This is a genomic window from Paenibacillus sp. J5 (assembly GCF_054955055.1).
In genome coordinates this window covers 62,199-74,417 of sequence record NZ_JBUEDD010000011.1, presented here as the reverse complement: position 1 = coordinate 74,417, position 12,219 = coordinate 62,199, and the positions used below count along the sequence as shown (strand labels likewise).

9 protein-coding genes and 1 riboswitch are annotated in these 12,219 nt (G+C 54.9%); all 9 genes read right to left on the bottom strand.

Features of this window, described 5'->3' with window-relative positions; translation table 11 throughout:
• Window positions 1–82 precede the first annotated feature (82 nt).
• The 9 genes from ACY1JZ_RS19645 to ACY1JZ_RS19605 all read right to left on the bottom strand — a co-directional run bounded on the left by ACY1JZ_RS19645 (window position 83) and on the right by ACY1JZ_RS19605 (window position 12,050).
• The gene (locus tag ACY1JZ_RS19645) at window positions 83–907 is read right to left on the bottom strand and encodes a stalk domain-containing protein (RefSeq protein ID WP_462630625.1); all 825 of its coding nucleotides are present in this window, start codon (window positions 905–907) and stop codon (window positions 83–85) included.
• A 102-nt stretch (window positions 908–1,009) separates the two neighbouring features.
• A complete protein-coding gene (locus ACY1JZ_RS19640) occupies window positions 1,010–2,098 on the bottom strand; it encodes a VanZ family protein (protein WP_462630624.1) in 1,089 nt (362 codons plus the stop codon).
• A gap of 340 nt (window positions 2,099–2,438) precedes the next feature.
• Window positions 2,439–3,509: a PdaC/SigV domain-containing protein gene (locus ACY1JZ_RS19635; protein WP_462630623.1), complete on the bottom strand. Its 1,071-nt coding sequence runs from the start codon at window positions 3,507–3,509 to the stop codon at window positions 2,439–2,441.
• A gap of 325 nt (window positions 3,510–3,834) precedes the next feature.
• Window positions 3,835–4,233 (bottom strand): hypothetical protein, encoded by a 399-nt coding sequence (locus ACY1JZ_RS19630; protein WP_270167345.1) that lies wholly within the window; start codon window positions 4,231–4,233, stop codon window positions 3,835–3,837.
• A gap of 270 nt (window positions 4,234–4,503) precedes the next feature.
• Complete coding sequence (locus tag ACY1JZ_RS19625; protein WP_462630622.1) at window positions 4,504–6,153, bottom strand: alpha/beta hydrolase family protein; 1,650 nt, start codon at window positions 6,151–6,153, stop codon at window positions 4,504–4,506.
• Between the two features lie 71 nt (window positions 6,154–6,224).
• A complete protein-coding gene (locus tag ACY1JZ_RS19620) occupies window positions 6,225–8,009 on the bottom strand; it encodes a methyl-accepting chemotaxis protein (RefSeq protein WP_462630621.1) in 1,785 nt (594 codons plus the stop codon).
• Between the two features lie 87 nt (window positions 8,010–8,096).
• Window positions 8,097–8,182, bottom strand: a riboswitch (cyclic di-GMP riboswitch).
• A gap of 295 nt (window positions 8,183–8,477) precedes the next feature.
• The gene (locus ACY1JZ_RS19615; RefSeq protein ID WP_462630620.1) at window positions 8,478–10,025 is read right to left on the bottom strand and encodes an FAD-dependent oxidoreductase; all 1,548 of its coding nucleotides are present in this window, start codon (window positions 10,023–10,025) and stop codon (window positions 8,478–8,480) included.
• 224 nt (window positions 10,026–10,249) lie between these two features.
• Complete coding sequence (locus ACY1JZ_RS19610) at window positions 10,250–11,410, bottom strand: hypothetical protein (RefSeq protein WP_462630619.1); 1,161 nt, start codon at window positions 11,408–11,410, stop codon at window positions 10,250–10,252.
• Between the two features lie 73 nt (window positions 11,411–11,483).
• Complete coding sequence (locus ACY1JZ_RS19605) at window positions 11,484–12,050, bottom strand: RNA polymerase sigma factor (RefSeq protein ID WP_270167350.1); 567 nt, start codon at window positions 12,048–12,050, stop codon at window positions 11,484–11,486.
• Window positions 12,051–12,219: the final 169 nt, after the last annotated feature.

Sequence of the window (12,219 nt, the reverse complement as noted above, 5' to 3'; positions counted from 1 at the left end):
AAACTGCGCTTGCTTCTTTGGCTTGGATTATCATAGCTCGGCAGATGCGATATGACTAGGGCATCCGATTGTGCCGAGGCGATTATGGCTGAACGACGATCAGCTCGACGGTAGCTTGCGGCGGCATGCTCCTGGTGGTTGCGGGACCGTAATAAGCCTTCACTTGGGTCCCTTCCTTCAACTCTTCAGGCTTGACCTGCTCGCCATCAGCTCGGACAATCATCGTCTGCTCGTTCAGATTCATCACTAGAACGTTATGCAGTTCCTCTAGCGATCCAAGGTGAACCTGCCAACCATACTCGCTCTTCTTCACTTGGCTGATCGTATCCTCCTTGATCAGACGCTGCTGGCCGACGACCACCTTAACCGCTGCGGAGCCGCCAGGATAGCTCATGGTTGAGATCGGGCCATAGAGCGTGTCCACATGTGTCCCAACGGCGATGTCCTTCGCGGTCTTCGTGACCCCGGATTCATCGACGATCTCGGTATCCTTCGTAAGGCTCAGCACCATCCAGTCCGAGCCGCCATTGCCGCGAATCTCCAGCTTCACTGTCCCGTCAACCTCAGTCTTCCCGACTACAACACCACTGAGCTCGATTGGACGCATCGCTTCATCCTCTCCTGGCTGCTCCTCCTGTGATGCAGCAGATGTCAACTGAATCTGCTTGCCGCTGGCCTGAACCTCATAGCCGAGCAGGCCCGCCGTATCCCGGATCGGGACGTAAGCTTTGCCGTCTATATATACCGGCTGCAGCGTGGATGGCTCCCCGTTCACCGTAATTTTAATATCGGAACGGAGCAGTCCGCTCACCTTTTCCGTCAGCCCGGCCGCTCCCGCTGCTGCAGTTGCCCCCAGCATGCCGATAGCGGTCAGAATAATGAATGTTTTTTTTGCCTTCATCTTCATCGTTATGTCTCCCTTCGAAGTAAGTCCATGAGTGCCACTCGCTTATCTTGACGGAAGGGACACTCAGAAGGTTGCAGGTCACCAACGAGTCAGCCCTGATCTCTATTGAATCTTGTGCGTGGTTTGGCTGAGCTGCTCATAGAACAGCGGCTTGCTGCGGTTGAATAGCCGGATGAGCAGATGAATGGCGAACCAGGCATCCAGCAGAAATACAGCGAGAGCCAGCAGCACATAGAGCAGTCCGCTGACGGCGGACCCTTCGAAGCTGCTGAACAGCAACCCTACGTTGGCCCCGCCCAGGAAGAGGTAGAGCAGTCCGCCTCGAATCGCCAGTTGGCGCAGCGTTGCAGGCTGTTCGAGCCCGCTGATTCGTATGCGCACGACCAGCTTCCCAAGCGTCATTCCATTCATGAGGGAGGGAAGTACGATAAAATAGAGCGCCGTCAACACAAAATAAGCGCCTGGAAGCTCCACAATGATCACCACGATAAGCAGCGGAAACAACAGCATCCAATCCAGCATGAACGCGATGCCGCGCCTTGTATAGCTGACGCGCTTCTGGGAAAGATCAACTGCATGGTCAAGCTGGTCGATACGCGGCAGCAGGGCAGACAACCATGATGCGAGCACGAAGCCGAGCATTCCCCCGAGCGTATTCATCATCAGGTCGTCGACATCGAACAGTCGATAAGGGTAATCGAAATAGCCATACAGCGCGGTCACTTGCGTCACCTCAAAAAACAGCGAGAGGCCGAAGGAGGCGAGCAGACAAGCGAGCCAGCCGGTGCGGAAGTAATAGCGCAGGAACATGCCGAACGGCATGACGAGCAGCACGTTCAGCATCACTTGCCAGAAGGCGCGCTCCTGCAGCAGCCGCAAATAGGTGGCGGGCTGATCCGGTTCGAGCCGCGTCTCCTTAATAATATCCTGTATAAAGTGAAACGGAATCCACTGCATATAGGACGCCACATCCGGCGGGGCGTTATGGCGGGTAGTGGGCAGCGGCAGAATCACGAGATATAAGGCATTCATGAGATAGAGCAGCAATAGGTACAGCATCGTCGCCCGCAGCTTATGGATATAGCCGTGCCGCCTGTATTGCACGATCAGGAAGGGCAGCGTGAACAGCAGCGCTGCAATGGGAAAGGTCAGAAAAGCATAGGAAATCGGGTATAAATAGAACTTGAACATAGTACCGCCTCTTTAGTTAACTGTGAGCTTCACGGACCTTGGCGCGGAGAAAGAGCACCATCTCCCCAAGTGGTTGGGCTCATGGATTTATGTAGAGCTGCAAGGCTGCGTTAGTAGAGCCGCCTTGTGCTGCGGTCGCAGCAAAGTTATGTCTATCATAGACCCACCCTTTAAATATTGTCAAACAAACCAGCCATTCATACCGTTGATCTGACAACTATAATAGGGCTCAATCTCCAACCACAATAGGGCTCAATCTCCAACCACGCGAGATTGAGCCCAACCAGCTCATGGCTATTATAATTGAAATCTGCTCCCTTAGGAGTTATGAAGACACACGCTAGCGGAACAGCTCCAGAGGGATGGAGAACTCAGGCATCCCCTCTGAATAAGGAGTGTACTCATACAGGGAGAAAAAGACGATAATTTTGTCGCCGCGCAGGTAGAAGCCCTGGTCGTCGCTGATCGTCTCGAACGGCTCCAGCATGTCGTAGCCGCGTTTTGTCAGCTCCTGCTTGATCTGAGTATTGATGATCTGCTTGTATCGGCTGTTATTAAGCGCAGCCTCTTGCAGTGTCAGCACCTTGCCGCTGTTCAGGTCGAAGGTGAACCCTTGCTTGCCGTAATTGCCATGAGCGCCACCTGTAAATTCATAATGATCAAAGACGATGCTCAGCTTGCCATCCTGATTGTACGTAATGGTGTAGTTAACATCATAGTACAACTGCGTGCCTTCGATCAGATCGATACTGCTGCTCTGTGCGAACAGCTCCTTGCCTGCTTGCTCAAATTCCTTGGCTTGCTTCTCCAGGAAGCTGTTGATCTTGCCCTGTGCCTCCGGCTCGCTCATGCCGCTTAGCTGCGGGTATTGAATGGCAAAATGGCGGTCAGATGTCGAATGATCGATGTCCTTGTTGCTAAGGATGAGTGAGTTTTCCACAATCGGATTGATGGTGATCAACTGCTCCTTATGATTGTACACGATCTCATAGCCCATCTGCTCCAGAAGGAAGCGGAGCGGAAGGTAAGCGGAGCCGTTCTTGACGATGACCGGTTTGCCGCTTATCCTGTGTCCGTTCACTTTGAATTCGGTGCTCTGATCCTGCATTGTTATGGTCTTGGTCGGACTGCTGGTCGTAATAATCTTCGTCTTGCTATCCCAGGTTGTGGTCAGCCCGAGTTCATCAGCCAAGAACCGCAAGCCAATATAAGTGTCGCCTTCCGCAGATACTCCTCCGGGCACCTGCAGCGTCTTTCCGTCTACCTTGATCATAAGTATTTTGCTTGTCCAGGCAGCAGCAGTCGAGGCGGCATAGGTCGGACTAGCTGCAAGCGGCAAGGTGGCGGCGCCAAGCAGAAGCGCTGCGGCAAGCGGCGCAGCGATCCATGTCCATGGTTTGCTTCGTTTCACAGTTCTTCCTTGCACTGTCGGTCACGCTCCTTGTTGTCTTGAATATTGGGGGGTGGAGACGGTATTGATCTCTACATGAAAAGAGACGTAGCTGCGGCGCACAAGGTTCATAGGGTGGGTTCTTCATGGGAAGCCGCGGGCGTCCTGTTGATCTGTCTCCATCATAGCTAATGTCGGCGCTCAGAGCAATCTTGCCGCACGTATCTCTTGCGCCAATGCCATGCGGACAGTGCAAAGAGCCAAGGGGCGGGGACGATGCCCTTCCCTTGGCTCTGCTTGATGCTTGCAACGTGTTCTCTCGATAAGCTGCCGCCGCTGGCGCAGGCTAAGCGTATACGGAGGCGGAGATGGTGATTGGGCCGTTGGCTGTGGCCAGTGCAACTGTCGAACGGCCAAAGAGCTGGATGACATGATGGCCTACCGGGACATTGGTCAGGATCGTCTGGAAGGCTGTCGTATCGCTCTGGGTAGCGGTGGTGACACTCTGGAAGGCGGAGCCCGAAGGGATGCCATCGACCGTTACGGTGTAGACGAGAGAAGTAGGAGCAGCATTAATGGAACCGATGGTTGATAGGATCTCCAGGAAATTAGTCGGCTGAGCCACATAGATGCCCAGTGTGACCAGCAGCGTATCTACGCCTACTGGAAGATTAACTGCCGGTGGGACAGGAAGGCCTGCCTGGTTCCCGACAAGACCACGGTTATAGTTAATCAAGGTTGGCATGGGTAATCTCTCCTTTCGTTGGGGGATGCTATATTCTATGAGAGATTAGTAGGGGCGGTATGGATGAATAGCTGTACAAGCCTTAATTCCCACGCTTGTCCCTGCGATTGTGCGCTTACAGCTTCGGCACCTAGCGGCCGGGGCGATGCCGGTGGCCTCGTAAGATTAGTGAGAACGCCAGACAGACCTGATCGGAGTGATCAGGTCTGTTACGACAATTCGTTAGCGGTTGCTATGGCGGGTCAAGCCTTCTGTAGCAGGGTGTGCGGGCTATTTTGAGGCATCCGACGAGTTATTAATAAATGCGGCCATGTCTTGAATGAGCTGGAAGGACACATTGGCTGGCTCGTAATATTCGCTGCCGACGGATAAGCCCTTATATTCTGCAAGCAGATGGTTCACATTCGGATAGGACTTGAAGGTGACATCGGTGCGATCCTTCAACGCATCCTTCCAGGCAGTGAGCTCCTTCAACGGCACTTGCCAGTCGTTCTCACCTTGCAGCACGAGCAGCCGACCCTTCTGGCTGGCAGCCGTCTCCGCTGCCTTATAGTCACGCAGCGCGTACCACCAGTAGGCAGGCTGCAGCGGGAACTGAGCGGGTAGCTTATCGGTGGAATATTGGCGGTCGTTGATCACGTCGACAGCAGATTGCCAGAACTGCAACGCCTGCTCCTGAGCAGCGATCGTCTCTGCTGGCAGCTTAAGCTCCTTGAGGCGTGCCAGCAGCTCCTGCTGCTGCTCTGCGAGCAGGTCCTGGAACCGTCCAGCCGGAGCCGCTAGCATGATGGAGCCAGCGATGCTGTCGCTTCGGTCTGCCTCGACAATAAGTGGGACAGCGAAGCCGCCCTGGCTGTGACCGGCGACATAGATGCGGCTGCTATCAATCCCTGGCGTGTTAGCAAGCAACTGGACAGCAGCAAGCGCATCCTGAACGGTCTCCTCCTGAATGGTGATCTTCTGGTTGGACGACATCTTGACGGTATGCTCATACGTGACCTTGTCATACTGGAGTACCGCGATCTGCTGGCTGGCGAGTCCTACAGCCAGGTCGCGGAATACTTTGGCGCTTCCGATCGAGGAATCACGGTCATGCGGCCCTGAGCCGTGCACAAGCACAACGGCCGGGAATGGACCAGTTCCCTTCGGCAGCGTCAGCGTGCCCGGCAAGGCCATGGAGCCATCGCCAAGCTTGATCTCCTGTTGGGTATAATTGCCCTTATCATAATCGGGCTTCTGATACTTGCTTGGCACCGATGGCACGAGATTGAAATCATCCACCAGCCCGTCCTTACTGACACGGATCGTGAAGACAAAGGCTGTCTTGGCCGACTTGTACGTAATGGCCGTATTGGTGTGCACGCTATTGCTGGTAGTCTCGCGCCCAAGCTCCTGCTCCGGCTTGCCCAGATATTGCTCGAAGCCGCTCCACATGACGCCGAGCTGCTGGGCCGAGCCGATGGCTTGCTTCATCGCAGGACTTAAAACGGCATAGGCTGAGTCGGCATCGCCTGCCAGCAGCGCGGCAGCCAGCCGGGACGCGGCGTCCTGCTGCCCGGCCTCGTTAAAGGCGCGGGCGAGCAGATCGGCCGGAATATGGGTCTGATGCTTCACAACGTGCAAGGGCTGCCCAATCTCGAAGGGCTGTCCATTCAGTTGGGCTCTGCCCTCGGCGACGAATAGCACTAGCTTGCTGTCTCCCAGTGTGACTGTTGCGGTACGCGTAGCTTCATCCCAGGTGACCGTTGCTCCGATCTGCGCGGCTGCAGGTCGCAGTGGAATGCCCTGAGCTGCAGATGAAGCCGCAGCCGCAGTGTTCAAGATGGGAGCAGCGCCGAAGGCGGGGGCGGATGCAGTCAGCAGAGCTACAGCGAGCGACAATGCTGCGGTCTTGCGCAGCATGCGGGAATAGTTGTTCATTATGGAACTCCTCTCCAAATTAACTTATACGTAGTACGTTTGAACGAGCATAAAGTTCCACATTAAAAAGCCTAAACTTTAAATAACGAAGTCTGCTCCTGCAGGAGCGAGGAGCTCTGCTTCAAATTCTGAGACAGCTCGCTCAGCTCATTGGATGCGTGCAATTGTCGGCTGGCGAGCTCACTCATGGTGTTCATCTTCCCATTCACATCTGTAGAAGTCGATACCAGATTATCTACGGATTGGACGATCAGGTTCATGCCGCGGCTAATCTCTCCGATGGCAGCAGAGATGTCTGTCATCTGTTCGGACAGAATCCCCGACTGCGCCTCTAACTGCTCAAAGGTTGAGCTAGCGTGCTCGCCAGCCTCCCTCGTCTGCAAAATGACTGCGTTGAAGGCGGACATCCGCTGGGCGCTTTGCTCCAAATCCTGCCGGGTCAGATGCAGCTCGGCGGATATATTGCGAGCAATCTCGTCCGTCTGGGTAGACAGCTTGCGAATCTCCTCGGCGACGACTGCAAAGCCGCGCCCGTGCTCGCCAGCTCGCGCCGACTCAATCGAAGCGTTGAGCGAGAGGAGATTGGTTTGCTGGTTAATATCCTGTATGCCGGTCAGGAAGCTGCTAATTTGCCCATACCGTTCCTGTGTCGTGCGGAAGGAGGCGATCAGAGAGGCAAACTGCTCGATCGTCTCATGTACCTGTGTCATCACCGTATTCATCCGCTGCAGGCCGGTCTGCGCCGATTGGCGCATCTGCTGCATATCCTCGTTAATCTGTTGGCTGGAGGCGTCGATCTGCTGAGAGCTTGCGGACACCTGCTCCGTAATGGAGGAGATGGAGGCTGTCTCGTCATGCTGGGATTGAAGCAGCGTCTGGCTGTGGTCGACCCCGTCCTTGACCTCCTCGGACATATTCTTGTTCTGCTTCGATTGCCCATCCATCGCTTCCGAGATACGCAGCACCTCCTGACTGACATGATGAGTAGACCGGACCGTCTGGCGCAGATTATTCCCCATCTCCTGCAGCATCTGGTCGATGGCGCCAAATTCATTGTTCCGGGAATAGCTGTCGGCATAGGTGAAGTCGTTGTCCTTGTAAGCATTGATTCGCCGCGTGATGCTGCGCAGGCCGCGCCGGATGTTCATAGCCACCCGGTATGACATCAGGAAAGGCAGGATGGCAAGGACAATAATGTTGACAATGATGACGACAGTCGTCATGTCCACCCGGTCGGACAGCGCCTGCTTCGTAACGGCTATATCATTCGTGAAGCGCTCGTCCAGCTTTTCTGTAGAATACTGCAGCATCACGGTATAGGTTTGCAGCAGACTCTGCAGCAGATCACGCTTATCGAATTCACTCATATTGGTGTCGATCTTCTCATGAATGCTGACCAGATTATTGTAAGCCATCTGAATGACGTTGATCTGCCCAGAGTATTTATGCATCCCGTCTTCAGCGATGAACTGCTCGTCCAGCGCCTGGAAGTCCTGCGCTAGATTATCCAGCTTCTTGGGAATCGCCTCAAGCGTCTGTTGTATGTAGGCTTCGCGGGAGTTGTCCGATTCGGGGCCGGAACCGGTGCCGTGAATCAGAGACACCATATACAGCATCGTCTGGAGCATGCTGTTGCTAATCTCGCGATAGCCGCCCTCCCGCTCCGCCAGCAGGTTGGTTACCTCAATATCGTCTGAAACCACCCGATTGAGCGTAGTGATGGTGATGCCGGATGCGATGTTGACCACGGTGATGATGCTCACGACGACAATCAATTGCTTGACGATGCCGCCACTGAACATGAGGGAAACGCGGGGAAGCTTGAACTTGCTGAATGTTGCGGTGTTAACTTTCATTTTCTCCACTCCTTCGATGAACCCCGAGGAAAGGACAGACATGCAAAAAAGCCACCCGGAAAAGGATAGCTATGCGTCAATCTCGCACTCGGCAGCCTGGCGACCGTAGCAGCATTCCCCTTAGGCCCATGGCTTTGCGTACATGCCTTTCGACATGCTTGCCCTTTTCAGTTCAAGATATGTTCTCTATATGCCCAACGGTACGTCGACCTGAGCCTGTCCGCTCCTGTCTCTGCTGACCCCGTCTCCTTGCCGTTCTGGCTGAATGTCTGGTTCTTGCGAACGATCCAGGTAGGCACCTAGTCAGCAATACATAGATTATACGAGAGTGTGCAAATTTTGTAAATAGATGTCGGATCATGGCAGGTTTTCGCGCTCGCCTGACGGCTAGGGCTCAGGGGAGAGCCAGCCTCTCAGACCTTGCCTAGTGAACCCTAGCTGAGGCTCCCCTGTAGCATCACGCAGCAGCTAGTACCCCGAATTCTCTCCCATCAGGCTATCCAGCATATCATGATGCACGCGCTGCAGCGGCTTCTCGGCAGGGCCTTCAATGACCTCCCCCGTATACGAAAATCTGGAGCCGTGGCAGGGACAATCCCACGTGCGGTCACCGGCATTCCAGTTCACCTCGCAACCGACATGAGTACAGGTCGTGTCGACGATGTGGAGCTGGCCTTGCGGGTCTCTGTATGCCCCTTTGCGTTCACCATTCAGGGTGATAACAGCGCCTTGATCGTTGGACAGGGCGCCAATGCTCGTATCCGGCATCTCCAGCTTGCCTTTGACCAGATGCTTGAGCACATTGAAATTCTCGACGAAAAACCGCTTCAGACTGGGATCTGCATAGAAGCGGGACGGCGAATACATCGCGATATACGGATTATCCTTGCCGAGGACGATGTCCTTCAGCACATGCGCGGCGGCTGTGCCATTGGTCATTCCCCATTTTCGGTATCCTGTTGCAATCAGAATGTCGGGACGGGAGGCGGTAATCGCTCCCACATAAGGCATCTTGTCCAATGTAATCAAGTCCTGGGTCGACCATTGATACTCGATGCGATCCAGTCCCAGCACTTCCTCGCCGAACGCCTCTAGCGCCTTGTAATGCTCACGGGTATCCTTGCCTTGTCCCGCCTTGTGGTCGTCTCCGCCAATAAGCACGAGGCTTTCCCCATCTGCCGAGACCGACCGCAATGACCGACTGGGCTGATCTACGCATAGGTACATTCCCCCTGGGAATTGCGTTGTGGTCTTGCAGGCAAGCACATAGGAACGGCTAGCGTACATGCGGGCAGAATACAAGCCCATCCCCTCGTAAAAAGGAAAATGCGAGCAGGCGATTACACGTTTTGCGGTTATTTTATGCCCATCCCGTGTCAGCACTGCCGTCTCGCCTCCGTCCTCCTGGACGTTGACGGCAACCGTATGCTCATAGATGTGCGCCCCCGCCTTCCGCAGAGCATCAACCAGGTGAGCCAGATATTTCAATGGATGGAATTGCGCTTGCCCTGTCATGCGGAGTGCGCTGGTGATGCCGATCGGGAATGGAATGCGATCCACCAGCTCACCGGCGATGCTCAGGGTGGTATACGCTCGATATTCCTTCTCCATCTTGCGGGCCGACTGTTCTGTCGTTGCATACAGATAGGCATCCTGCTCGCTGTAATCGCACTCGATCCGGTGCTTCCCGATCATATCACGTATATGCCCCATCGCTTCAGCATTCGCTTCATAGTAGAGTCTAGCCGTCGTCTGTCCAAAGTGCTGGATGAATTCATCGTAAATGAGGTGATGCTGGGCGGTTATTTTGGCTGTCGTATGTCCTGTCGTGCCATTCAACAACCGGTCGGCTTCGATTAAGGCGACCTTCAACCCTTCCTGAACGAGCAGGTAAGCCGTTGTGATTCCAGTGATGCCCCCGCCGACGATGACGACATCCGCCTTCTCATCCTTCCGCAGCGCTTCGAATGCGGGCAGACTCTCCGTCTCCCGCCAGTACGGCTCCAACAATGACATGCAGATCCCTCCATTAATCGTTTCATTCTTACTATAATTTACAATTAACGGAGTATTAAACAGATTGGACAATAAATAATGTGGCACGGCGGCATCATCCTGGAGCTTCACCGATGCAGCTTGAAGCGTCATCAGCGGCCAACATGAAAAAACAGACGGAGCCGGATGGTTTCCGGCACCAGTCTGTTCTTCGGTTATTTCGGGAGGCGGCATCCTCGCGCAGCTTATGGGGAAGCGGACAGTAGCTGGCCCGCTTCGTTCTTCCAGCGCTCAACATAGCTGCCGGTGGCCCACTGCATCATGATGATCGATTCGTTATCCTTGAGCTTCAGGGTAAGCGCCGGCTTATCGGCAAGCGCCCAGCCATTGAGATAGAAGGCGACCGCATCGTTGGTTACGACAGCCACGGTCTCACCTGCGGGGGAGGAATAAGCATCGGTAGCCTTGGGCACACGTTCCCAGATTTCCTCCCACGGGGCGCTCAGCCGGTCGAAGGATGCGACCTTCTCTGGCGGAGCGGCAGATAGCTCCCGCAGTTGCATTTCATTCGTTCCCTCGACTAGCGCTTGTGCTGTCCAGCGTCCCGGCTTCCGCACCAGCGTCCACTGGCGGGGGCTGAGACCTATGATCCGGTCCGCGGAGAAGAAGTCGGTCAGCGGAATATTCAGCTCGGAGGCTGCGGCGAAGGCCAGCGTGCGGTTTACTGCGAGCTGTTCGATATTTTTGATCCAGACGTAGGAGCGCGCGCCAGCTCCTCCAGATCGGCTCTCCACCTGCTGTTCTACAGCCACATACCGGTTGCCCGCAAATGAGAGTCTCTCCATCGTGAGCGTGTCCAGTTGAGCGATATTGGAGGTCAGCTTGCTCTTGACATCGCCTGGACTCTGCTCCAGGCGCTTCGACTCTGAGGACTGCTTACCTGCCGGGGCAGCGGATAGAATCTGAACCTCCTTGCCGCCATGCGACTTCTTCTCGGTGTCAATCTCCCAGAAGCCCATCTTGTACGGCATCAATATTCCCTCACTGCTGGAGATTTCCTTCAGCTCCCCGTTGTCAGGCGCAACGAGTACGGTGCGGTACTCGCTATACGGGTAATGATCGCTATCTCCAGTGTGGTCAGACCGCAGGCCGATCAGCAGCGCTGACTTGAAGACCGGCTGCTGGTCAGGCACGCTGCCATCAGGGGTGACTCGCGCAGCGTTCCCCAGCTTCGGCTGCTCCGCCAGGGGGGAGCCCGGTTGGCCAGACCCAGCGTCAGGCAGCCCATTCGTCAGCACCAGGAGCAACACGAGCGCCACAGCGGCCACTCCGCCCAGAAGCGGTGCGCGCAGCCAGGTGCGCGAGCGCCGCGGCTGCTGCTCCTCCAGTTCGCTGACGCGTCGCAATATGGTTTCCTGTAGAGCTTTATCAAAACCACGATGCTTCAAAGGAGGGGCTTCAAGCGGTTTAAGCTTATCTTTATCGCTCGGATGCATGATGGTGTCGCTCCTTTATTTGGGATAGTTTCGTGCGTGCATGATGTAATCTGGACTTGACCGTGCCCTCGCTGACCTGAAGCACCTCGGCAATCTCCTTGAGAGACAGTTGGTTGTGCGCATACAGGATCATGGCCTCGCGGTTTTTGGGCGGAAGCTGCAGCACCATATCCCACATCTCGCTGGTGGCCTCGGTCTGCAGCGCTTCCTGCTCGGCGGACAATCCGGTCTTCGAATCGCTTGCGAAGTAATCCACGAGCGTAATTCTGCGGAAGTAGGCAGAGCGCTTATAGTCCAGCACCGTATTGCGGGTAATCGTAAGCAGCCATGTTTTGATGGAGGCCTCGCTGCGGAAGGTGAAGAGGTTTTTGAATACCTTGATAAATACCTCCTGTGTAATATCGTCGGCAACCTCCCATTTGCGGGTCATGCTGTAGGCGTAGTTCCAGACATCCTTGCCGTAGGCGGTCATCAGCTCGTTAAGAATCTCGGTCTTGTCTTCACTATCGTTCAGCGCTTTTAAGTAATCAAATTGGGTATCGGAACTCAACACGGCCACCTCTATCTATAGACGATGTATTCGTCTTCTCGGTTCAATTATGAAGAATGAAATGGAGCGTACCTCTGGCAATGCCGCTTGCCCCTGTACTGATTATAGGCTAACAGGCAGCAAATTCAAAATAAGGAAGGAGGCGTTCCATCCATCTTCGAGAGGCGCC